At 71.8% G+C, this 21,731-nt stretch carries 26 protein-coding genes and 1 pseudogene; 10 read left to right on the forward strand and 17 right to left on the reverse strand.

Going from position 1 to position 21,731, the window contains the following annotated elements; all coding sequences use genetic code 11:
- Positions 1-192: 192 nt before the first annotated feature.
- Entirely contained in the window at positions 193-510 is a 318-nt protein-coding gene (locus tag ACYF6T_RS11970) for a hypothetical protein (protein ID WP_461695802.1), read from the reverse strand.
- Between the two features lie 70 nt (positions 511-580).
- On the opposite strand from ACYF6T_RS11970, the gene ACYF6T_RS11975 reads away from it, so the two are divergent.
- The 4 genes from ACYF6T_RS11975 to lexA all read left to right on the forward strand — a co-directional run bounded on the left by ACYF6T_RS11975 (position 581) and on the right by lexA (position 4,829).
- On the forward strand, positions 581-1,441 hold the full coding sequence (locus ACYF6T_RS11975; RefSeq protein ID WP_461695804.1) for a LysR family transcriptional regulator: 861 nt from the start codon (positions 581-583) through the stop codon (positions 1,439-1,441).
- 301 nt (positions 1,442-1,742) lie between these two features.
- Positions 1,743-2,996 carry an MFS transporter gene (locus ACYF6T_RS11980; RefSeq protein ID WP_461695805.1) on the forward strand — a complete coding sequence of 418 codons (1,254 nt, stop codon included), beginning with the start codon at positions 1,743-1,745 and terminating at the stop codon, positions 2,994-2,996.
- 82 nt (positions 2,997-3,078) lie between these two features.
- Entirely contained in the window at positions 3,079-4,071 is a 993-nt protein-coding gene (locus ACYF6T_RS11985; protein ID WP_461696016.1) for a phosphotransferase, read from the forward strand.
- 86 nt (positions 4,072-4,157) lie between these two features.
- Positions 4,158-4,829, forward strand: a complete 672-nt coding sequence (lexA, locus tag ACYF6T_RS11990; protein ID WP_461695807.1) for a transcriptional repressor LexA — start codon at positions 4,158-4,160, stop codon at positions 4,827-4,829.
- 85 nt (positions 4,830-4,914) lie between these two features.
- On the opposite strand, the gene ACYF6T_RS11995 is transcribed toward lexA, so the two are convergent.
- The gene (locus ACYF6T_RS11995) at positions 4,915-5,142 is read right to left on the reverse strand and encodes a hypothetical protein (protein ID WP_461695808.1); all 228 of its coding nucleotides are present in this window, start codon (positions 5,140-5,142) and stop codon (positions 4,915-4,917) included.
- Positions 5,143-5,241: 99 nt separating this feature from the next.
- The gene (locus ACYF6T_RS12000) at positions 5,242-5,613 is read right to left on the reverse strand and encodes an ArsR/SmtB family transcription factor (RefSeq protein ID WP_461695809.1); all 372 of its coding nucleotides are present in this window, start codon (positions 5,611-5,613) and stop codon (positions 5,242-5,244) included.
- A 114-nt stretch (positions 5,614-5,727) separates the two neighbouring features.
- On the opposite strand from ACYF6T_RS12000, the gene ACYF6T_RS12005 reads away from it, so the two are divergent.
- Complete coding sequence (locus tag ACYF6T_RS12005; RefSeq protein ID WP_461695810.1) at positions 5,728-7,698, forward strand: heavy metal translocating P-type ATPase; 1,971 nt, start codon at positions 5,728-5,730, stop codon at positions 7,696-7,698.
- Between the two features lie 2 nt (positions 7,699-7,700).
- Here the strand turns inward: ACYF6T_RS12005 and ACYF6T_RS12010 are convergent, their stop codons facing one another.
- The 4 genes from ACYF6T_RS12010 to ACYF6T_RS12025 all read right to left on the reverse strand — a co-directional run bounded on the left by ACYF6T_RS12010 (position 7,701) and on the right by ACYF6T_RS12025 (position 10,663).
- Complete coding sequence (locus tag ACYF6T_RS12010; RefSeq protein WP_461695812.1) at positions 7,701-8,081, reverse strand: antibiotic biosynthesis monooxygenase family protein; 381 nt, start codon at positions 8,079-8,081, stop codon at positions 7,701-7,703.
- Positions 8,082-8,163: 82 nt separating this feature from the next.
- Entirely contained in the window at positions 8,164-8,817 is a 654-nt protein-coding gene (locus ACYF6T_RS12015; protein WP_461695813.1) for an aggregation-promoting factor C-terminal-like domain-containing protein, read from the reverse strand.
- Between the two features lie 122 nt (positions 8,818-8,939).
- Entirely contained in the window at positions 8,940-9,851 is a 912-nt protein-coding gene (locus ACYF6T_RS12020; RefSeq protein WP_461695814.1) for a class I SAM-dependent methyltransferase, read from the reverse strand.
- 98 nt (positions 9,852-9,949) lie between these two features.
- Complete coding sequence (locus ACYF6T_RS12025; RefSeq protein ID WP_461695816.1) at positions 9,950-10,663, reverse strand: SDR family NAD(P)-dependent oxidoreductase; 714 nt, start codon at positions 10,661-10,663, stop codon at positions 9,950-9,952.
- Between the two features lie 146 nt (positions 10,664-10,809).
- Between ACYF6T_RS12025 and ACYF6T_RS12030 the strand changes: the two genes are divergently transcribed.
- The gene (locus ACYF6T_RS12030; RefSeq protein WP_461695817.1) at positions 10,810-11,892 is read left to right on the forward strand and encodes an Lrp/AsnC family transcriptional regulator; all 1,083 of its coding nucleotides are present in this window, start codon (positions 10,810-10,812) and stop codon (positions 11,890-11,892) included.
- Positions 11,893-12,057: 165 nt separating this feature from the next.
- On the opposite strand, the gene ACYF6T_RS12035 is transcribed toward ACYF6T_RS12030, so the two are convergent.
- On the reverse strand, positions 12,058-12,690 hold the full coding sequence (locus ACYF6T_RS12035; protein WP_461695819.1) for a TetR/AcrR family transcriptional regulator: 633 nt from the start codon (positions 12,688-12,690) through the stop codon (positions 12,058-12,060).
- Between the two features lie 145 nt (positions 12,691-12,835).
- On the opposite strand from ACYF6T_RS12035, the gene ACYF6T_RS12040 reads away from it, so the two are divergent.
- Entirely contained in the window at positions 12,836-13,414 is a 579-nt protein-coding gene (locus tag ACYF6T_RS12040) for a hypothetical protein (protein WP_461695820.1), read from the forward strand.
- Positions 13,415-13,623: 209 nt separating this feature from the next.
- Positions 13,624-13,848, forward strand: coding sequence for a hypothetical protein (locus ACYF6T_RS12045; protein WP_461695821.1), 225 nt, complete (start codon positions 13,624-13,626; stop codon positions 13,846-13,848).
- Positions 13,849-13,874: 26 nt separating this feature from the next.
- Here ACYF6T_RS12045 and ACYF6T_RS12050 read toward each other — a convergent pair whose 3' ends face one another.
- From ACYF6T_RS12050 to ACYF6T_RS12085, 8 genes and pseudogenes are all read right to left on the reverse strand, one after another.
- Positions 13,875-14,726 (reverse strand): SCO6745 family protein, encoded by an 852-nt coding sequence (locus ACYF6T_RS12050; protein WP_461695822.1) that lies wholly within the window; start codon positions 14,724-14,726, stop codon positions 13,875-13,877.
- A gap of 200 nt (positions 14,727-14,926) precedes the next feature.
- Entirely contained in the window at positions 14,927-15,370 is a 444-nt protein-coding gene (locus tag ACYF6T_RS12055; RefSeq protein ID WP_461695824.1) for a MarR family winged helix-turn-helix transcriptional regulator, read from the reverse strand.
- Positions 15,371-15,442: 72 nt separating this feature from the next.
- Positions 15,443-16,342, reverse strand: a complete 900-nt coding sequence (locus ACYF6T_RS12060) for an alpha/beta fold hydrolase (protein ID WP_461695825.1) — start codon at positions 16,340-16,342, stop codon at positions 15,443-15,445.
- A gap of 17 nt (positions 16,343-16,359) precedes the next feature.
- The gene (locus ACYF6T_RS12065; RefSeq protein WP_461695826.1) at positions 16,360-17,331 is read right to left on the reverse strand and encodes an amidohydrolase family protein; all 972 of its coding nucleotides are present in this window, start codon (positions 17,329-17,331) and stop codon (positions 16,360-16,362) included.
- A complete protein-coding gene (locus tag ACYF6T_RS12070; RefSeq protein ID WP_461695828.1) occupies positions 17,315-17,605 on the reverse strand; it encodes a XapX domain-containing protein in 291 nt (96 codons plus the stop codon). The genes ACYF6T_RS12065 and ACYF6T_RS12070 overlap by 17 nt, the downstream gene beginning before the upstream one ends.
- The gene (locus tag ACYF6T_RS12075) at positions 17,602-17,748 is read right to left on the reverse strand and encodes a DUF1427 family protein (RefSeq protein WP_461695829.1); all 147 of its coding nucleotides are present in this window, start codon (positions 17,746-17,748) and stop codon (positions 17,602-17,604) included. The genes ACYF6T_RS12070 and ACYF6T_RS12075 overlap by 4 nt, the downstream gene beginning before the upstream one ends.
- Before the next feature lie 7 nt (positions 17,749-17,755).
- Positions 17,756-18,316, reverse strand: a complete 561-nt coding sequence (locus ACYF6T_RS12080; protein WP_461695830.1) for a quercetin 2,3-dioxygenase — start codon at positions 18,314-18,316, stop codon at positions 17,756-17,758.
- Positions 18,317-18,473: 157 nt separating this feature from the next.
- Positions 18,474-19,343 (reverse strand): annotated as a pseudogene (locus ACYF6T_RS12085) (tetratricopeptide repeat protein); the annotation flags it as partial.
- 9 nt (positions 19,344-19,352) lie between these two features.
- On the opposite strand from ACYF6T_RS12085, the gene ACYF6T_RS12090 reads away from it, so the two are divergent.
- A complete protein-coding gene (locus ACYF6T_RS12090; RefSeq protein ID WP_461695832.1) occupies positions 19,353-19,889 on the forward strand; it encodes a hypothetical protein in 537 nt (178 codons plus the stop codon).
- Between the two features lie 135 nt (positions 19,890-20,024).
- On the opposite strand, the gene ACYF6T_RS12095 is transcribed toward ACYF6T_RS12090, so the two are convergent.
- Complete coding sequence (locus tag ACYF6T_RS12095) at positions 20,025-20,726, reverse strand: TetR/AcrR family transcriptional regulator (protein WP_461695833.1); 702 nt, start codon at positions 20,724-20,726, stop codon at positions 20,025-20,027.
- A gap of 86 nt (positions 20,727-20,812) precedes the next feature.
- On the opposite strand from ACYF6T_RS12095, the gene ACYF6T_RS12100 reads away from it, so the two are divergent.
- The gene (locus ACYF6T_RS12100; RefSeq protein WP_461695835.1) at positions 20,813-21,691 is read left to right on the forward strand and encodes an aldo/keto reductase; all 879 of its coding nucleotides are present in this window, start codon (positions 20,813-20,815) and stop codon (positions 21,689-21,691) included.
- Positions 21,692-21,731: the final 40 nt, after the last annotated feature.

The following is a 21,731-nucleotide window of genomic DNA, read 5'->3' on the forward strand; positions in this document are numbered from 1 at the left end:
GCGGTGGCGGGAATTCGGATCGGTTCCGCGCTCACCGGTGACCGCCCACCATCAGGGTGATGAGCGTGCCGGCGGCGCTGCTGGATGCGAAAGGGGGATTTCGGATGCGGCCCGCTCTGGTTTGCCCCCCAGGGCGCACACGCCGTTAATTCCTTTCAAAGGCAAAGAGGCCCCTTCGGAGTTTTCGCGTGTTCACGGCATGGGCTGGTGATTGGCCCAGGCGACTTTGTACGGGTGCCGCGACTGCCAGTGTGCGATGACCTCGTGCAGGCCCGGCGCGTCGAACGCCTTCTCCAGCGCGGCGGTGTCCGCGACGGCGACCTGCACGATGGCGGTCGCGATCAGCGCGGGAATGCTCTCCTCGCCGGGCAGCGCCAGGTGGCGGCGGGCTGTGAACGACTGGACGACGCCGCTGTCCGACAGGACGCGTTCGATGTCCGCGAGGTATTGGTCGAGGTCGCCGTCGGGGAGGGGCTGGTCGAAGGAGACGATCATCGTGTGGTGAATCATGAGGCGATTCTCGGGGCTCCACGCAGGCGGTGTCCAAGACCGGTTCGTCATGCGGCGATAACCTACGGGCATGGCCGAACTGGAAACCCGCGAGCTTGAGTACTTCCTGGCGCTCGCCGACGAGCTGCACTTCGGCCGCGCCGCCGTCCGGCTCTCGATCGCCCAGCCGGCGCTGTCGAAGGCGATCCGGCGGATGGAGAGCCGGCTCGGTGTCCCGCTGTTCGTCCGCTCCAGCCGGAGCGTGACGCTCACCCCGGCCGGCGAGGCACTGCGGGAGCACGGACGGCACGCCCTGAACGCGGTCGGCGCCGCCGTCCGCAGCGCCCGGCGCGCCGGTGACCCCGGGGCCCACCTGCGGCTCGTGCTCAAGCCCGGCGGTGACGCGGGCCTGCTGTCGGGCATCCTGGCCGAGTACGCCCGCCGGCCCGACGCCCGCCGGGTGGACATCCTCTTCAGCGGCCCCGCCGACCGCACCGGTTTCCTGCGCGACGGCCGGGCCGACGTGGGCCTGCTCTACGTGCCCTTCGACGACCTCGACGGCCTGGCGCACGAGACGCTGCACGCCGAGGACCGGGTGGCCATCCTGCCCGCCGGGCACCGGCTGGCCGGGCGCGCTTCGGTGCGCATGGCGGACCTGGCCGGCGAGACGCCGCCGCGCTGGCCGGGGGCGCCCGCGGGCGACGGCAGCGGTGTCGAGGTCGCCGACGTCGTCCAGCTGTTCCACATGATCACGGTGGGCCGGACGGTGGGGGTGCTGCCCCGCTCACTGGTGCAACCGACTCCGCCCGGCCTGGTCTGCGTCCCCGTGGCCGACGCGCCGCCCAGCAGTCTGGTACTGGCCTGGAACGACGAGGACCGCCGGCCCCTCGTCGCCTCGTTCGTGGCCGCAGCCCTCAAGGCGTGCGAGAGGCGGCAGACGCCGGCGCTGTGAGCAACCGCACTTCCAACATCAAGTTCCGCGACTGTACGGGGATTTGAAGGCCCGGCCTCCGCGGTGCTCGCCCGGCCCGCGTCGACTCGCCCGTCCCGTCTGCCACCATGGGCCGCGCCGTCACCCCAGATGTGTGCAGGCCCGCGCAGCGCAGCCGGTACTCCTGCTCCACCGTCCCACCCACTGAGCCCGCCGGCTCGTCACCGAGTACCGCACTGTGTCTTCCTCACCTTCCTCCTCCCTGCCCGCGCCTGCGCGGGAGCCGTCGCGTTCGCCGTGGCGATCCCTCCGGCACCGCAGCATGCGCTGGTGGTCGGTTGCCAACCTCGTGTCCAACACCGGCACCTGGATGCAGCTGACCGTGCAGAACCTGCTCGTCCTCGAGATCACCGGGTCCGCCGCGGCGACCGGGCTGTCGATGTCCGTACAGGCCGCGCCCGCGCTGCTGATCAGCCTCGCCGGTGGCGCGGCCGTCGACCGCTGGCCCCGTAAGCTCACGGCCGCCGTCAGCCAGACGCTGCTCGCGGCGATCGCGTTCACCACGGCCGTCCTGGTGGCCCTCGGCCGGCTGGACATGACGTCGCTGATGGTGCTGGCCGCCCTCACCGGCGTCGTCGCCACCGTCGACGGGCCCGCCTGCGCCCTGCTGGGCAACGACCTCGTGCCCGTCGAGGACGTCCCCTCCGCCATCGGCGTGGGCGCCCTGGTGCACAGCGCGGGCCGGCTCACCGGAGCGGCCCTGGCCGGGGCGGCCGTCGGCTTCTTCGGCACCGCCAGCGCGTACGTGGCCAACGGGATCTCGTTCCTGTTCGTGGCCTCCGTCGTTCCCTTCCTGCGGCCCGTGCGCGCACAGGCGCCCACCGTCGCCGCCGTACGACACGACCGGACCGCCCCACCTCCGGCCGCCCTGACCGTGCGGGAGGGCCTGGCCTACTTCGCCCGGCGTCCTCGGCTCGTCGCGCTCGCCGCGGTCACCGCCCTCAGCGCGGTCTTCGGCCGCAACTACGGCCTGACGCTCGCGGTCCTGGTCACCGGGCCGCTCGCGGGAGGTGCCGGGGCCTTCGGCACGGTCTCCACGGTGCTGGCGGTCGGCGGCATCCTCGGCGCGGTGCTCGGCGGCCGGCTGCGCCGGCCGTCGGTGCGCCTGGTGGGGATGCTCGCCGCCGCCGGGGGACTGCTGCAGGTGGCGGCGGGTCTGTCACCGTCGCTCACGGTGCTGCTCGTCCTGGTGGGTCCGATGGCCGTGGTGGAGTCCGTCTCCGACACCGCGGGCACCGCCGTACTGCAGACCGACCCGCCGGCCCACCTGCGCGGACGGGTGCTGGGCGTGTGGGGCAGCATCGGCACGGTGTGGGGCCTGGGCGGGCCGCCGGTGCTCGGCCTCCTGATGGAGCACGCGGGGGCCCGCGGCGCCCTCGTGACGGGCGGACTGCTCATCGCCTGCGCCCTGGGCGCCGGCCTGTTCCTGCACGAACGCCGGGTCCCGCAACCGGTGATCGTGCGTGCCGAAGAGGGCGACGTCACGGGTCGGGAGGCCCTCGGCACGGCCGCCTGAGGTGCGGCCTCGCCGGGCCGGCGCGTAGGGTGCTCCGGTTGCCGGAGTGAGCAGGGGGACGGTGGACGTGGCACCACGCAACGTGACGCGGGACCAGCTGGCGGAGGCCGCGCGGGCCGCGCTGGGCGGCGGGCGGCGGCTGGAGGGCGTGGAGCGGCTCGCGGGCGGCACCACCAAGGGCGTGTACCGCCTGACGATGGACGACGCCACGACGGCGATCGCCTATCTGTGGGAGGAGTCGGAGAACTACTGGCCGACGGCCGAGGGCGACGACGACCTGACGGACCCGTTCTCGCCCGGTACCGGACTCGACCTGTTCGAGGCCGCCCACACCCGACTGCGGTCGCTGGGCCTGCGTGTCCCGGAGATCCGCCTGGTCGACCGGGAGCGGACCTACTACCTGGCCGATCTCGCGATCGTGGAGGACCTCCCCGGCGAGAACCTGCTGAACCTGATCGACCGTGACCCGCGCGCGGCGGAGCCGACCATGGCGCGGCTGCGCGAGGCCCTCACGGCGATGCGGGGCCATCGGGCGCCCGCCTTCGGCAAGGTGGCCCTGGTCGACGCGGGCGGTACCTCACGGGCGGCGACGTGCGAGGAGGCCGCGTTCGACTTCGCCATGCGCTGCCTCGACGAGGCGGCCGTGCGGGAGGGGAGGATCGCGGACGCCCGTGACCGGCTGGAGGAGCGGCTGCGAGAGCTCCGCGCGGCGGTGCGGCCGCGCGCCGAGTACTCCGTCGTCCACGGCGAGCTGGGTCTGGACCACGTCCTGGTGGACCGGGACGGCAACCCCGTACTGATCGACATCGAGGAACTGCTGTACTTCGACGTCGAGTGGGAGCACGTGTTCCTCCGGCTGCGCCACCGTGCGGACCACTACCGGCCGTTGGCGGCGGAGGGCCTCGACGAGGACCGGCTCGCGCTCTACGCGCTCGCCCACAGACTGTCGCTGACGGCCGGCCCCCTGCGGTTGCTGGAGGGCGACTTCCCCGACCGGGAGTTCATGCGGGGAATCGCCGAACACCACTTGAAGGGGGCGCTGGCGCTGGTCGGTGTGGGCGAGGAGAGAGACTGATCCGCCCTTGAGTCGAAAGAGCGTTCCATTCGAGGGTGTGGCAGGTTAAGGTCGCATACGGTGGATCTTGTGATGGAGGTGCCGGCATGGACAACAGCCCGACCCCGCGCCGGGGCCGGCCCCCGGGACCGCAGTCGACCCCCGGGGAGCTGACGGGCCGCCAGGCGGCCATCGTCCGCTACATCACGGAGACCGTCGAGCGGCAGGGCTACCCGCCGTCGATGCGGGAGATCGGCGAGGCCGTCGAGCTGGCCAGTACGTCCTCGGTCGCCTACCAGCTGTCAGTGCTGGAGCGTAAGGGCATCCTCTACCGCGACCCGCACACACCCCGTGCCTACCGGGTCCGCGGTACCTGGGCGCCCGATCTCGACGGCCGGAGCGATACGGGGGTCCAGGTGCCCCTCGTCGGCCGGATCGCCGCCGGTGCGCCCCTGCTGGCCGAGGAGATGGCCGAGGACGTCTACACGCTGCCGCGCCAGGTCGTGGGCGACGGCGACCTGTTCGCGTTGACCGTCTCCGGCGACTCCATGACCGACGCGGCGATCTGCGACGGCGACATCGTCACCGTCAAACGGCAGGACAGCGCCGACCACGGCGACATCGTCGCCGCGCTGCTGGAGGACGAGGCCACCGTCAAGGTGCTGCGCCGGCAGGACGGACGGGTGTGGCTCATGCCCCGCAACCCCGCCTACCAGCCGATCCCCGGCGACCAGGCCCGCATCCTCGGCAAGGTGGTGGGTGTGCTGCGCGTGCTGTGAGCACGGGCGGCACGCCGCCCGGCGCGCAAGGCGTGCGGGCGCGGTGATGGGCGTTCCGCGGGGACGTTCGCAGCGCGATCGGCGCTCACCTGGACCGCCGGCGGCGCGCGGCCCGGTTGGCGGCCAGCAGGGACAGCCATACGGCGACGAGGCAGGCTGCCACCACGATGCGGCCCGTGCTGTCGCCGTCGACCACCCGCCACACCAGCAGGCCGGTGCTCAGACAGAGCATCGGCCAGTACAGCCGAGGCCCCCACCGGTTGCCGGGCCTGGTCCACGACGGCGGAACACGGGGATCGGAACGTTCTGCCATACGGCCTCCTCTCCCTTACCCGCTTTGCCCGCAACCGCCGTACGGAACATCGCCCTTCGGGCGGCGACGCGGCGCGCTGCCGGCGGTTGGGGGAGGCGATCAGAGGTCGGGCGTGGCGGCGGTGTCGCTGAGGCCGAGGCGGAGGTGCTCGACGTGGTAGAGGGCCTGGTCGAGTAGTTCGGCGACGTGGTTGTCGTGCAGCGCGTACATCACACAGCGGCCCTTGCGGGTGCCGACGACCAGGCCGAGGTTGCGCAGCAGGCGCAGTTGGTGGGAGCAGGCCGACTGTTCCATGCCGACCTCGTTCGCCAACTCGGTCGCGGCCATGGGGCCTTCGCGCAGGCGGGCGAGGATGAGCAGCCGGGAGGGCGTGGCGAGGGCCTGGAGCGTGGTGGCGACCCTGGCGGCGTTGGCCGCGTCCAGGCGCGTACGCGGGACGCTGTTGTCGGATGGTGCGGCTCCGTGACCCATGGGTTCAGGGTACGCGCCCCATGAACACATGAATCAATGTTCATTCGTTCCTGTTACGGTAGGGGAGTGGAGCTGTCCGGTCCACTTCGCGCCGTCCAAGGGAATCCGTTTCCGATGTCCACGACCCTGACCCGCCCGGCCGCGGCCGGCACCGCACCCGAGGCGGTGGCGGCCCGGCACCGCACCCGGATCTTCGCGCTGCCCGAGGCGCGCTGGGCGGCCGCCGCCCTGCTGCTGTTCCTCGTGGCGCTGCCGATGTATCTGCTGGGGGCGCCGGCCTGGGCCTGGGGCCCGCTGTTCGCCTCCGCCTACGTCACGGGCGGCTGGGAGCCGGCGTGGGCCGGACTGCGGGCGCTGCGCGAAAAGACCCTGGACGTCGACCTGTTGATGGTGGTCGCCGCCCTGGGCGCGGCGGCGATCGGGCAGGTGCTGGACGGCGCGCTGCTGATCGTCATCTTCGCGACCTCCGGCGCCCTGGAGGCGATCGCCACCGCCCGCACCGCCGACTCCGTGCGCGGTCTGCTCGCCCTCGCCCCCGCCACGGCGACACGGCTCGCCGACGACGGCACCGAGGAGACGGTGCCGACCGACCGGCTCGCGGTGGGCGAGGTCGTCGTGGTGCGGCCCGGCGAGCGGATCGGCGCCGACGGCCGGGTCCTTGACGGAGCCAGCGAGGTCGACCAGGCCACCATCACCGGCGAACCGCTGCCCGTGGCCAAACACCAGGGCGACGACGTGTTCGCCGGCACGCTGAACGGCACCGGCGCCCTGCGCGTGAAGGTCGAGCGTGACCCGTCCGACTCGGTGATCGCACGGATCGTGGCCATGGTCGAGGAAGCCTCCGAGACCAAGGCGCCAACGCAGTTGTTCATCGAGAAGGTCGAGCAGCGCTACAGCCTCGGCATGGTCGCCGCCACCCTCGCCCTGTTCGTCGTGCCGCTGCTGTGCGGCGCCGATCTGCCGTCCACCCTGCTGCGCGCCATGACCTTCATGATCGTCGCGTCGCCGTGCGCGGTCGTGCTGGCCACCATGCCGCCGCTGCTGTCCGCCATCGCCAACGCCGGCCGGCACGGCGTCCTGGTGAAGTCCGCGGTGGTCATGGAACGCCTCGGCCAGGTGGACGCGGTCGCGCTGGACAAGACCGGCACGCTCACCGAAGGCACCCCGCGCGTCGGCGACATCCGTCCGCTGGACGACAGCGGTGTGGACGAGGGCGGACTGCTGCGCCTCGCGGCGGCCGCCGAGCACCCCAGCGAGCACCCGCTGGCCCGCGCGATCGTGGCCGCCGCCCGCGCCCGCGGCCTGGACATCCCGCCGGCCGACCACTTCCTGGCCACCCCCGGTGCCGGCGTGAGCGCGCGGGTGGAGGGCCGCACCGTCGCGGTCGGCAGCCCCGCCCGCCTCCTCGACCAGCACCCCGAACACCAGGCGCTCACGCGGGAGATGGAGGAGGCGGGGCACACCGTCGTGCTGGTCGCCCTCGACGGCACCCCGGCGGGCGTGCTGGGCATCACCGACCGGCTGCGCGAGGAGGCCGCCGCCACCGTCACCGCCCTGGCCGCGCTCACCGGCACCTCCCCGGTCCTGATCACCGGCGACAACCCCCGCGCCGCGGGCCGGCTCGCCGCCGAGGCCGGCATCACCGACGTCCGCGCCGGTCTGCTGCCTCAGGACAAGGTCACCGCCGTAAAGGATCTGGAACAGGCGGGGCGCAAGGTGCTCGTGGTCGGCGACGGCGTCAACGACGCCCCCGCCCTGGCCGCCGCCCACACCGGAATCGCCATGGGCCGGGCAGGCTCCGACCTGGCCCTGGAGAGCGCCGACGCGGTCGTCGTACGCGACGAGCTGGCCACCATCCCCGCCGTCGTACGACTGTCGCGCCTGGCGCGGCGGCTGGTGGTGCAGAACCTGGTCGTCGCGGGGGTGTTCATCACCGGCCTGGTCGTCTGGGACCTGGTCGCCACCCTGCCGCTGCCGCTCGGCGTCGCAGGCCACGAGGGCTCCACCGTCCTCGTCGGCCTCAACGGTCTGCGCCTTCTCACCGACCGCGCCTGGCACCGCGCCCGCACCGGGGCCGGGCACTGACCTCAGCTCGGCGTCGGGCTGTGCGGTGCCTGCGATCGCGCGAAGCTGTGGCTGCGCTCCACCTTCGCCACATGCAGGGTGTAGTTCTCGTACCACTCGGCTCGCCCGCGTTTCTGCGCCGCGCGGTGCTCGGCGTTGGACCGCCACTCGGTGAGGGCGTCCGCGTCGCGGAAGTAGCCGACGGTGATGGACAAGCCGCCGGGGGTGTGCGCGTGGTCCATCCCCAGGAACCCCGGGACGTCCCTCACCAGCTCTTCCATGCGCGCCGCGGTCTCGCCGTAACCACTCGGATCCTCGGTGCGCACCGAGGTGAAGACGGCCACGTAGTAAGGGGGTTGGAATGCCCCGACGGGCGTGACAGGACCTTCCGCGTGATGGCTCATGGCGCCACGGTAAGGCAGGAGGCGGCCCATGATCGAGCGTCTGTGCGGAACGGGAGATCCCGGGCGCGCGGCGGGCCGGGCTTCAGTAGGCCCGGTGGACCTGCCAGAACGCCCACGCGCCACACGGGCTTCCGTAGGCGCTGTTCATGTAGGTGAGGCCCCACTTGATCTGGGTGGCCGGGTTGGTGCGCCAGTCCGCGCCGACCGAGGCCATCTTGGAGCCGGGCAGGGCCTGGACGAGGCCGTAGGCGCCGGAGGAGGGGTTGACGGCCAGGTAGTTCCAACTCGACTCGTGGTTCACGATGTTGCTGAAGCACTGCAGCTGGTCGGCCGGCACGATCTGCGCGGCCAGCGCCTGGATCTGGGCGACGGTGTAGGAGCTCTGGAGCGTGAAGCCGGAGTCGTCCTGGGCGGCGGCGGTCTTGGCCTTCCGCGCGGCTTCCTTCTTCCGGACCGCCGTCCTGGCCGCGGCCTTACGGGCGGACTCCTCCGCGCTCTTCCTGGCACTGGCGTCGGCCTGGACGCCTTGGGCGTCGGCCTGCCGGGTCAGGGACGCGGTCTGCAGTCGAGCCTGGTGACCCGCGGGAATGTCCGCGAGCAGCGTGGGGCCGGCCGAGGTCGCCTCGGGGTCGGCGGACTGCGCGCTGCTGCCGGAGGCGATGCCGACAACGCTTCCGACGGCGGTGACCGCGGTGGCCGAGGCCACGGCCAGTCCCCGCACCGACATCGAGCTCACGCCTCTTCCCTCCGGTCGGTCCGCGGGAGCGTGCCGTGACGCGTGTGACGGCAACTCACCGCCGAGGCACGGCAGTTCGAACACTCTGCCGTGTCGCGGCGGCGGATGCAATGCTGGGACGGTCACGGATGTGACGCCGGTGACGGGTGGTGGCGGTCACCGCAGGCCGGCGCCGTCATCTCGATGCGCCGGCTTCGGGCGGGTCCGCCCGGAAGAGCGTCAGGGTGAACAGCCCGTGCAGCAGCCGGTCGGCGAGAGGCAGCAACAGCCGGTGCCGCAGCGGGAGTCGGGCACGCAGTGCACGCGGGGGGCCGGGTGACGGAGGCCACCTCCACGGTGCGCAGGCCGAGCCGCTCCAGCGACCTCGGGTCGTCGCAGGACCATGCCCAACGCGCCCGCATGTTCGTCCGCTCCGCCTGCTGGTGCTGCCTTTCGAGCAGGCGGCGGGGATAGGTGTCGAGGGCGACCAGCGAGCCGGGGAAGTGCCGCGCGATACGGGTCAGCGTCCGCTCGGCGTCCTCCCGCGGCAGGTAGACGAGCACGCCCTCGGCGATGAAGAAATAGGGCGGCGGGCTCTTCTCGACCGTGCGCAGCCACCCCCCGTCCAGTACCGAGGCCGCGATCATCCGCCGGCGTGGCGTGTCGGTGAAGAACGTCCGGCGCAGCTCGATCGTGTCCGGGAGGTCGAGGTCGATCCAGCGCACGGTGCCGTTGTCGACGCGCTCGAACCGGGTGTTGAGGCCCGTACCGAGCTCGACGACCGTTCCCGCCGGGTGCTCGGCGAGAAACGCGCGCACCCACGTGTCGGCGATCGCGGTGCGCAGGACCATGATCGCCGAACCGGGTCCGGGCCCGTACGTGTCCCTCGGGTAGTCGAGGGACGCGATCATCTCGACGGCCTTGGGATCGCGCAGCAACGGCCGCTTCTTGACCGCTTCCCGGGCGCGCGCGGCCAGAGGGATGAACAGTGTCTCCTGAACGGCGCCGAGCCGGGCTCGATGCCGATCGCCGTCGGGTGCGCTGATGCCGGGCATGGCTCCCATTACACCGCGGCGACCGTCTGCGCGGGTCCGCGAGGTGCGCCGGCGACGCCGGGGGGTGCCGGCCAGCCTCGAAGGGCGCGGACGGCGGTCTACCAGGGGACGGTTCGGCCGAAGCGGTCCAGATACGCCAGGCCCGGCGTGCCCAGCCGGGAGAGGAGGACGTCCACGAGCAAGGGGACGGTCTCCTCGATGGTGAACGGGGCGTCCGGACCGCCCAGGGCGGTGCGGATCCAGCCCGGCGCGAGCAGCACGAAGGCGCGCCGCGTCTCGGCCTGGCGGGCCGCGAAGCTGCGCACGAACATGTTCAGGGCCGCCTTGCTCCCTCGGTAGACCTCGCGACCTCCGGTCGTGTTGTTCGCGATGCTGCCCTGCCCGGAGGACATCGCCCCGATGAGTCCCGTCGGGGAGACCAGGTCCTCCAGGGCTTCGATCACCCGCATGGGGCTGAGCGCGTTGGTGACCATCACCTCGGTGAAGTCGGCGGTCGCCACCGCGCCGATGGGGGTCTGCTCGTTGCTGGTGGTGCCCGCGTTGACGAAGAGCAGGTCGAGTCGGCGCCGCGCCAGGCGCTCGTGCAGCGGGGGCAGTTGGGCGTAGTCGTTGATGTCGAGCTGCTCGATCGTCACCCGTCCGCCGGCGCGGTCCGCCAGATCGTGCAGCGGCGTGCGCGCGGCGGTGTCGCGAACGGTGCCGACGACGTGCCAGCCCCTGTCGAGGAATTCCGCCGCCATCGCGTGGCCGAGACCGCGCGAGGCCCCGACGATCACAGCCGTCGGCGATTGGTGTGCTCCAGTCGATGACATCCGGAGTCGTCTCCGTTCTTCGAGCGTCGTCGTGCGGCCGGGCATCGCCGAGCCCGCGGGGCGGGCCGTCAACCCGTGCGCTTGGAGTGTTCCGTCCGTGCCGCGTCACAGGCGAGCCGGAAGAGCTTGTTTGTACGATTGCCGCCATGGCAGCGGCCCTCATGGCGGAATCCCCTGTTCTGCACCCCGACGACGTGCGCATCATCCGGGCCTTGCAGATCGCTCCCCGGGCGTCGTTCGCCGCGATCTCCGGCGCCCTCGGCCTGACCGAGAGCGCCGTCAGCCGCCGGTACCGGCGGCTGTGCGCCGACGGGGTCATCCGCGTCACGGGCGTGGTGAACCCGGGCGCGCTCGGGCAGAGCAGATGGCTGGTACGACTGCGCTGCCGTCCCGGGAGCGTCGCGGCGCTCGCCGACGCGCTCGCCGAGCGGGACGACGTCAACTGGGTGGCCCTGGGCGCGGCGGGCTGCGAGATCACCTGCGCGACGCAGTCCCGGACACGGGAACAGCGCGAGGACCTGCTGGGGCAACGGCTTCCCCGCACGGCGGCGGTGATCGACATCAACGCCTTCGCCATGCTGCGGCAGTTCCTCGGCGGCCGGGGTCACTACTGGGCCGCTCTGCGGGGCACGTTGTCGCCGGCGGAGGAAGCGGCGCTGGGCGGCGACGGGGCGCCCTTCACCGAAGCGCCGGTCGTCGCACGCGAGCCCCTGCACCTCACTCCGCAGGACGAGCGGATGCTCGCCGCGCTCGCCGCGGACGGCCGCGCCAGTCTGGTCGATCTCGCCGCAGCCGCCGATCTGACTCCGGGGCGCGTCTCGCGGCGCCTTGACGCTCTGCTCCAGCGGCGCGCCGTCCATGTCGACGTCGAGATCGCCCCGGCGGCCCTGGGCTATCACGCTCGCGCGAACCTCTGGCTCCGCGTGCACCCCTCGGCGGTGAAAGGCGCGGGGCGCATTCTCGCGCGGGAACCCGAGATCGCCTTCGCCGCGGCCATCTCCGGGCCCTGGAACATCCACGCCGTCGCGCACTGCCGGGACCTGGACGAGCTGTTCGAGTTCACCTCGGATCGCATCGGGTCCCTGAGCGGACTGCAGAGCATGGAGGTCTCACCGGTGCTCAGGCACGTCAAGCAGGCCGGCACCCGGCTCGTCCACGATCGCCTCGCCGAGCCGTCGCGGGCAGCCGCGTCAGCCCGTCCCCGCGGCAAGCGTGAGCTTCAGGGGTAGTTGGCCGGGGGTGGTGGCGAGACCGCTGGTGGCTTGTGCACAAAGGCGGTTTGGCCGTCTTGCTCAGCCGGCTTGGACGACTTCGCTGGTACGGGGGCATGAGTCGGCTGCCGGCCTGGTCGAAGGCATGGGCCGATCGTCCGCGGCGCGGGCAGCCATCCCGGTTCAATGAAGGACGGTGAGCAGGCCCTCGACGCCGCGGCGGAAAGCGGCGCCGACGCTGTCGACGCCGTCGAGGTGGGCGCCGCTCATGGCGCCGTCGCGCATCATGACGAAGTGCCGGGCGGCGTGTTCTGGTTTGCCGCGACGCGGTGAGTCGCCGAAGACCTGCGCGAAGAGCTCGGTGAGCGTGGCCGTGTACCAGGCTCGGTGATCGAGGATCACCTGGCGCACCCGGTCTTCGGGGTCGGGGTACTCGGCGGCGGCCTTGAGGAACGCGCAGCCGCGGAACTCCGGCGAGCCCAGGCTGTCGGCGACGGCGGTCCCGATCGCGCGCAGTGCGTCGGCCGGAGACGGTGCGGCCTTGATGGCGGCCTGTACGCCGGCGCGTGTGTCGGCGTCGACGCCGCGCAGGTAGGCGACCACGAGGTCTTCTTTCGAGGGGAAGTGCCGGTAGAACGTCGCCCGCGTGGCCGGGGCCTCGGCGAGGATCCGCTCGACCCCGACCGCCCTGATGCCTTCCCGGTAGAACAGCCCGCTGGCCGTGGACAGCAGCCGCTCTCGGGCCTCGGAGCGGACCGGCTCTCCCGACGAGCTGCCGTTCGGGTTGTCGGGCGCGGTTCGTGTCCGGGTGGCCATGACCTCACCGTAGCAGAAAGAACGATCGGTCTTGCAAACGCCGAGGAGCCGTGACAGTCTCCGTCCCAGGAGAGAGAACGGTCTTTCTACCTAGGTTCGGACAGACGCCGGATCCCACGGCTTTCTTCGGAAGGAACAGACAGTCATGGCCACCACCACCGCCCCTGCCCCCGCCGCAGCCACCGTCGCATCAGCGCTTCGTCGGCTCTACCTCGTTCGTTTCGGATTCGCTCTGATCTGGGCCGTCCTGCTCTTCTTGACGGCGTCGAGCATCGGGCCGCTGAGCGGGACGCTGCTCGTGATCTACCCGCTGTTCGACGTGGGTGCCGCAGTCGTCGATGCCTGCTCCTCCCGAGCGAGCCGGTCCGCTCTTGGTCTCTACGTCAACATCGGGATCAGTGTGGTGGCCGCCGTAGGACTGGTCTTCGCGGTCACCTCCGGTATTGCGGGGGTCCTGCGCGTGTGGGGGGCCTGGGCCGTCGCGGCGGGCCTCGTTCAGCTCGTCGTCGCTCTGCGGCGACGCGACCTCGGAGGCCAGTGGGCGATGATCGCCAGCGGCGGTATCTCCGTGCTCGCCGGGATCTCCTTCTTCCGGCAGGCCGCGGCCTCTGACTCCTCGCTGAGCAGCCTGGCCGGCTACGCCCTGCTCGGCGGCATCTTCTTCCTCGTCTCGGCGCTGCGCCTCGGACGCAGCGCCGGCCGGAGCGCCGGTGGGAGCAACTGACATGACCGGGCTTCCGCTCGATGACCGGGCTTCTGCTCGATGGCCGGGTGAGCAGCAAACTGGCCAGCCGCCGCGCTCGCCGGCCATGTGAAGCGCTCGGTCACGGCAAGCACTGAGCGGGCATGGTGTTTAATCGAACGCATGAGCGAGATGATCGTCGTATGACGGGCCGGAGTGCGGGGCCGTACATCCCGGATGATCCTGAAGGCATGTCCGGCCCGATTCGAGTGATCGTCCATCCGCCGTCCCCTACGGGCGGCCGACGCGTGCGTGTCGACGGCGAGATCCTGGGACTGGCGCACAACCTCGTCGACGTCGCCGAGTTCCTGCGCCGGGCCGGGCTGGAGATCGACCCGGCGGAGGTCGCGTCGTCACCGTGGATCGACTGGCGTGGCGTGGGACCGGAGCGGTGGGGGCCGGCCGGCGGTGACTGAGGGGCGGCGGAGGCGATCCGTGCGTGTCACTGCGAGCCTGCGGCCACCAGGGTCGCGGTGATGGGCTGGAGCTCGGTGATCAGCTCGTCGAGTTCGGCCGGGGACAGGGCGTCGTAGGGCGGGGTGGCGAGCTCGTCGGTGAGGGTTTCGATGCGTTGCTTGGTCGCGCGGCCGGCGTCGGTGAAGTGGCCGTCCGCATCGATCAGTCCGCGTGCGCGCAGGCCGTCCATGACCGCGGCCAGGCGCTCTTTCGGCAGGTGATGGATGCGTCCGAACGACTCCGGGGGATGGATGCCCTGTTCCAGAGCGGACAGCACGTGGGCCTCGGTGCCGCCGATGCGCGCGCCGACGAGCGCGGCGATGTGCCCGTCGCCGCGGTGCTCGCGCAGCATGGTCGCCGAATGCCACAGCCGGGCGACGGGGTCACCGGGCACTTCGAGGGTGCGCATGCCGGCGTACATCACCCGGCCTTCGGTGGGGGCGCTCGTTGCGGCCTTGGTGGTCAGGTCGGCGGCGCGCGCCAGGCCGGGGGAGCCGGCCAGTTCGGCGCCGAGGATGCGTCGCAGGGAGGCCGCGCTGCCCCTTTCCCGCGCGGCGACGGAGGCCTCGGGCGGGATCGTCTCCCAGGCGCTGGGGATGTGCCGCGCGGCTTCCCCCTCGGCGAAGTTGTAGAAGGCGGCGTGCACGACCTCGGCCGGCACCCGTCCCAGCGGCGCGGCACGGCTGGCGAAGTAGCCGTCCCAGTAGGTGCGGTGGCCGAGCGCGGCCAGTTCCTCGTTGCACTCCTCGGCCATGAACGTGACCAGGCAGATCGGCTCCAGGAGCTCGAACATGCGGCGGGCGACGTGGGTCATCGGTTGCAGACGGGTCGTGGCCATCGGGTTCCCCTCTTGTCAGGTGTGCCGACTTGGACCCTTCGGCACACCGAAACTCATCGGTGACCAAGCCAAGCAGTGCGGACGGGCGGGCGTCCGCGTGGCTGTGTGTGCGGGAGCGGGTCCGGTCCCACGTCATCCGCAGCCCGTTGCAGGTGCCCCGCCATCCGGACGAGACTCCCCGGCACGCGCGTGCGACCCGCTCAGGGAGCGGTGACCAGCGGTGGTTCGCCCCAGTCGGCGGTCAGGGTCTGGTGCAGCGCGGCGACGGCGGGGGCGCCGATGCGGTCGGCGAGGACCGACTCGATGACGACGATGGTGGCCTGCGCCCGCTCGTGGACCCGCAGGCCCTCGCTCGTGGTGCGGATCAGGATCCTGCGCGCCGAGTCGGGGTCGGGGGTCTGTTCGAGCAGGCCCATCCCGATCAGGGCGTGGACCACCTGGTGGGCCGTCTGCCGGGTGACGCCGATACGGCGGGCGAGCTCCGACACGGTCGTCCCCTCGGGATCGAGCCGCGCGAACACCGCCGCCTGGGTCGAGGTCACCGGCTGCTCTCCCGCCGCTTCCATGCTGGCGAACAGGGCGTCCTCGAACCAGCGCCGGGATTCCGCGAACAGCTGGGGCAGATTGACCGTGCGGTGGCTCATGGCTCCTTCAAAGGGATCGGCGACAAGCCGGATTATCCCCCGACGCCCTCCTGGATTCCCTCGGCGGTGCCGTCAGCCGGCGCACCGCACGGCGAAGTCGAGGCTGGCCGTGAAGCACCGCTCCACCTCTTCCTCCGTGATCCCCACCCACAGGTGATCGCCGCCCGGCACGGAGAGGAGTTCGGCGCTCGCTCCCGCGCCGCGCAGGGCGGAGACGAGCCGGCTTCCCTGGACGTGCGGGACGATCGCGTCGCGGGTGCCGTGCAGGACGAGGAACGGCGGGGCGTCCGGTGTGACGTGGCCGACCGGACTGGCGTCCCGGGCGCGGTCGGGAAGGGCGGTGAGCGCTCCGCCGAGGAGCAGGGCTTCGAAGGTGCCGGGGTCGCTCGGGTCGTAGCCGCCCGGCGGCTGGTCCTCGGCGAGGTGGGGGAGGTCGGTCGGCGCGTACCAGGTGACGCATCCTTGCACCGGGACGTCGTCGGCGGTGAGGGCGAGCAGGGCCGCGAGATGCCCGCCGGCCGACTCGCCCCACAGGACGGTGCGGGCCGGGTCGAGGGAGAGTTCGGCGGACCGGGTGCGCAGCCAGGTCAACGCGGTCTTGAGGTCGTGCAGTTGGCCCGGGTGCGTGACCTCGCCGCTGAGCCGGTAGTCGGGGCAGGCGACGGCGAACCCCGCTTGGACCAGCCGGGCGAAGGGGCCGGGCTGCCAGCGGCGGAAGCGGGGGCCGAGGTCGTCGCGCAGTCCGGTGCGCCAGGCGCCCCCGTGTACGAAGACGACGACCGGCACGGGGCCCGTCGTCTGCGCGGGCAGCCACAGGTCCAGCTCCAGGGGGCGGCTGCCCTCGGGCACGGCGTAGACGGCTCCGCGCAGCAGCCGTACCCCCTCGGTCGCGGGCGCGACGGGAGGCAGGGGCAGCGCGACCGGGTCCGGCGGGGCGAGCAGCTCCACCGGGAAGGAGTCGGGCAGCGGCATCGGTACCTCCGGGAAGGTCAGCGGGCGAGGTAGGGGAAGAGGGCGTGCGCGTTGGTCGTGGTCAGCGACCGCCACGTGGTGCCCTCCGCCGGGGCGGGGGCGTCGGTGAACGCCGCGGCGTGCGCCTCGGCGGCGGGGGCCGGGGTCCAGCAGAAGTCGCTGCCGTACAGCAGGCGTTCGGGGTCGGCGAGGCCGAGCAGCGCGGGGACCTGGCGGGGGAAGGCCGGGCCCGCCAGGTCGTAGTAGAGGCGCCGCAGCTGGGCGACGGCGTCCGGCGCGTCCTGCTCGTCGGGGGTGAACAGCTTGAGGAAGCCGTTGATCCGGTCGGCCAGCACGGGCAGCGCGCCGCCGCAGTGCGGCACGATGACCTTCAACTCCGGGTGGCGTTCCAGGGTCTTGGCGAACAGCAGGTCCGTCACCGTGCGGGCGGTGTCGAAGATGAACTCGACCATGGGGCGGGGGCGGCCCAGGGCGGTCTGCTCCCAGCACGCCGGTGAGGTCGGGTGCAGCAGGACGACGGCCTCGCGGCGCGCCAGTTCGGCGAAGACCGGCTCCAGGCGCTCGTCGCCGAGGTACACGCCGTGGGTGTTGGTCTCCAACACGACGCCGTCGGCGCCGAGTTCGTCGAAGGCGTACGCGATCTCCGCGAGGGCACCGGCCACGTCCGGCACCGGCAGGGAGGCGAAGAGCCCGAAGCGGCCGGGGTGGGCGCACACGACGGCGGCACCGTCCTCGTTGACCTCCCGGGCCAGGCGGCGGGCGGCCTCGGCGTCGCCGAAGAAGACACCCGGCGAGGACACGGACAGCATTGCCGTGTCGATGCCGCTGCGGTCCATCAGCTCCAGGTGGGCCTCGGCGGACCAGGCCGGCCAGGCGGGCACGCCGTCGGGCTTGTGGTGGCCCGCGGCCCGGGCCTGGCGGATATAGGAGTCGGTGACGAAGTGGGCGTGGACGTCGACGAGTCCGGCGTCCTCAGTCGGTGCGGTCATGGCAGAGGTCCTCGTGCGGTGAGACGGGGCGGGGGGCCGCGGCGGAGGGCGCGGGAGACGACGGTTTGGCGCGGCCGACCCTGCGGGAGCGGACCGCCGAGGCGGCGCGCTCCCCGAGGACGATGCCGAGCAGTCCGGTCAGTCCCAGCAGGGGCGGGGCGGGGGAGCGGATGTCCAGGGCCCAGTAGACGGCGCCCATCAGCAGTCCCGCGGCGAAGGAGAGCGCGGCGGGGCGCAGGAAGGCGGTGAAGGGCCTGGCGGGGGAGCGGTTCACAGGGCCGCCAGGAGCGTCTGGCCCAGCACCATGCCGAGCAGCCCGAACAGGGCGACGGGCGGTGGTGCGGGCGACTTCACCCGCACCACGACGTACAGCACTCCCACCAGGGCGCCGGCCAGCAGTGCCTTGAGGTAGGGCATGGGCGGTTCAGCCTTCGGTGTGCCACTGGTGGCCGGGCAGGAAACGTACGTCGTACTCGGCGGGCACGGTGCCGAACTTCTCCGGTGCGGGCACGAACGGCCGTGCGGGAAGGGTGAGTTCGTCGGTCGGCGTGCCCAGGTTCTCGAAGAACCGCTCGAAGGTGCCGCCCGGTCCGGCGGCCACGCCGACGATCTGGGTGTGGTGGCGTTCCAAGCGGTAGGCGTGGGGGCAGTTCTTCGGTACGAAACCGAAGTCGCCGGGGCTGAGCAGCTTCTCGTACTGCTCGCCTTCGAGGTCTTCGACGAACAGCCGCACCGCGCCCTGGGTGACGTAGAAGACCTCGTAGGTGTCCGGGTGGGAGTGCGCCGGGATGATGTCGCCCTTGGGGCCCTCGCAGGTGAAGAAGTTGAAGGTGTTCTCCGTCTGCTCGCCGCCGGCGTAGATCGTGAAGAGGTCGCCGAAGAGGTGGGCGCGGTCTCCGTGGCCCTTCTCGATGAAGTACGGCTTGCCCGGCTCCGGTGGGATGTGCGAGCGGGTGCGGTACTGGGTGGCGTACTCCATGGTCATGCGGAACCTCCGGCGTCGTCGGCAGGTGTGTCAGGCTACCTGACATAGGGGGGTTGCGGGAGGCCCTGTCGGGGCGCGTCGATGGCCGGGTGCTGGACGTCGGTGGTCCGCTGAGCCACGGCTTGTGTCCCTTCGTCGGCCGGATGATGGCAGCTGAGGCCAGCGCTTCGCGTGCGCGGCGGGCGAGTGCGGCAGCTCCGGGCACTATGCGGCGCTGGTAGATGGAGAGGGTGGAGCGAAGCGAAGTAACCGCTTTACGGGTGCGATCGGAGGTCATGCCCTCCAGTAGGGTCAGGGCCTGTGACCAGGCGGCGACGGCCTCGTCGGCGCGGGCCTGGGCGGCGAGACTGTGGCCGAGGTCGGCGTAGGCGAGGGCGTGGACGCGCTTGTACTTCTCGGGGTCCCAGCGCACCAGGGCGTCGCGGTGTTGTGCTCGGTGCCGACGTGGTCGGCGAGGTCGGTCAGGGTACGGGCGGTGCGGCTGGCGACGGTGCCGGCGGCCGGGCCGCTGACGCGGGAGTAGCTGGGCTGGGGGGCCGTCGTCGCGCAGGGCGTGGGCTGCTGCTGGCTTCGCGCCGACCGCAGCGTAGGCGCGGGCGTGGGTGATGTGCAGTAGCGCCTCGGTCTGGCCGTCGACGTGGCCCAGGCCGCGGGTGAGGGCCCCTTTGACGAGGTCGACGCAGTGGTGGGGCTGTTTGAGGCTGAGCGCCTGGTGCGCGAGGGCGCGCATCATCCAGGCGGCGTGGCCGCGTGGGTCGGCTTCGCAGACGAGTTGGTAGCCGACCTGGTGGTAACGCTGGGCGGCTCCTTCTTGGCCGAGGTCGTGGTGCTTCCATCCGGCGAGGTAAGCGAGTTCGGCAACGGAGCCGAAGGCGGCCCGCCGTAAGGCTTCGTTCGGGAAGCGTCCGCGGAGCATGGGGGCGGCGGTGTCGGCGAGGTAGGCGGTGACGGTGGACAGGCCGCGGGCTCCGCCGAGACGTTCGTCAGCAGCACTGAAGGCTGCGGTTACCTGCTCCTCGACATCGACGGCGTCCTCATGCCTTTCCCCGACGCGGAGGGCTCGACCCCAGCCACGCACGCCCGCCACGACGTCGTCCCCACCGGCCGCAGCGCCGACGACCCGGTCACCGTCTGGCTCAACCCCGCCCATGGCCCCATGCTCATGGAAGTCATCCGTACCGGCATGGTCACGCCAGTCTGGTGCACCAACTGGCGCCAGGACGCCGCCACTCTGATCGGACCGCTCCTCGATCTCCCACCGCTGCCGCACGTCGATCTCCCACGCCCCAAGATCACAACAAGCCACCCCAATGGCTACCTGTGGAAGCGCGACTACGTCGACGCCTGGCTGGCTGACGCCCCCGCGGTGTGGATCGACGACGATTTCACTGACCTCGACCACTCCTGGGCCGCGGAGCGCACCGCCCGTGGCGCGGCGACCCTGCTGGTTCAGCCTGATCCTCGTGCCGGGCTGCAGGCTGAACACCTGGACGAAGCCCGAGCGTGGGCCGGGCGGCTGCTCGCTGTGCGGCCTGGTACACCCGCTGCTCCGAGCGGAACCGAAGCAGCCTGACGTGAAGCCGTGGCAGAACAGTCGACGCCCTCACCGCGCCGCATGGCGAGCGCATCCGACCGGGTTCAGCGATGTCGACCACTTCGCGGTGCACTAGCCGTGTCTGACAAATGGCCTTCGAGGTCCCGGCTCGTCCTAGTTTGCGAGCTGCTGGAGCCAGTCCTGCAGGAGTGCGGTCTCGACGGGACGGAGCGGGACAGTAGCTGGATCCGCCCCGTTGAGGGTGGCATCGAGCGCGAGGGCGCGAGCGGCGAGGGTGGAGTCTGGGGCTGGGCTCGTGTCGGTGGTCAGGGCGTCGATGAGTGCTTCCCGCATGCGTGGTGAGACCTCTGGATCGCGTTCGCTCTCGGGGATGCCGATCAGGGAGAGCGTGACGCCGGTCACCGCTGCCAGCGTGAGGTGGGCGGCAAGGACGGGCGGTACCCGTAGGCGGCCGTCGGAGGCGGCGCGGCCGAGGAACGTCATAAGGAGTTCCTGCGCCTCCCGCGCGGCAGGTGGGCGGCGGCCGGGGCGGTCGGTGCCGTACATCAGCAGGTAGAAGGCGGGGTGCTTTAGGCCGAAGTCGACATGCATGTCCCATCCGCGGCGCATGTCGTCGACCGGGTCGCCGCTCGACGACAAGGTGTGCTTCTGCGCCAAGTAAAGGTCGAAGCCGTGGATGGCCAGCGCCGAAAGGAGCCCGTCCTTGTCACCGAAGAGCTGGTACAAGGAGGCGGCACGGATGCCTGCCGCCGCCGCGACGGCGCGGGTGGAGAGCGCCTGGGCACCCTCCCGTTCCAAGAGCTCGGCTGCCACTTCCAGGATCTGCCGGCGACTGCGGGTCTTCGCATCATCCACGGTTGCAATGCTACGGCATAAGGCGTATCACTGGATCGTTCAGTGATACGCAAAATTCCGTTGCAGTGATACGCCTGGAGAGATCGATGAATCGTGTGGGATACGGCGCCATGCAGCTCGCGGGCCCCAAGGTCTGGGGATTCCCGGACGACGCGGAGCAGGCGCGGCGGGTGCTGCGCCTGGCCGTGGAGCTGGGCGTGACCTTCTTCGACACCGCGAATGCCTACGGGCCGCGAACGGTGAACCAGCTGATCGGGCAGGCATTGAGACCGATCCCCGACGGTGTGGTCGTAGGCAACAAGGTCGGCGCAGAGCGCGGCCCGGACAAGTCCTGGGTCGTCGACGGCCGCCCGGAGACGATCCGGCGGCAGGTCCACGAGGCCCTTATCGACATGGGAACGGACGTGAGCGAGCTGACCTACCTCCGCCTCGTCGGCGACACCCCCGGCGCGCACCAGGACGTACCGCTGGAGGAGTCCCTCGGCGCACTCGTCGAGCTACGAGACCAGGGACTGATCCGACGCATCGGCCTGTCCGGCGCGTCCCCGCAGATGCTGGCCCGCGCCCAGCAGATCACCCCCATCGCGGCGGTGCAGAACCGCTTCAACCTGCTTGACCGCAGTGGCGTCCAGGTCCTCGCCGACTGCGAGACCCAGGGCATCCTCTTCATCCCCTACTTCCCGCTGGCCGCCGGGCTGCTGAGCGACCACCAGGAGCTAACCGGCCCGGCAGAGCGCCTGGGTGCCACACCTGCCCAGATCGCACTGGCCTGGCTGCTGCGCCGTTCGCCCTCCATAGTCGTCATCCCCGGCACGAGCAGTACCGACCATCTCCGGTCCAACATCGAAGCTTCCGAGGTTGCCGAACAGTTGACCGAGACCGAGGTCGCGCGCCTGACCGGACTCGTCGACGAGTCGCAAGCGACCCTCGGCCAGCCCGCGCCTCCCGCTCATAGCCACCGCTGAACAAAGGCCCCGGGGATGTCTCTATCGGTCCTCGGCCGCA

This window comes from Streptomyces sp. 7R007, assembly GCF_054850255.1.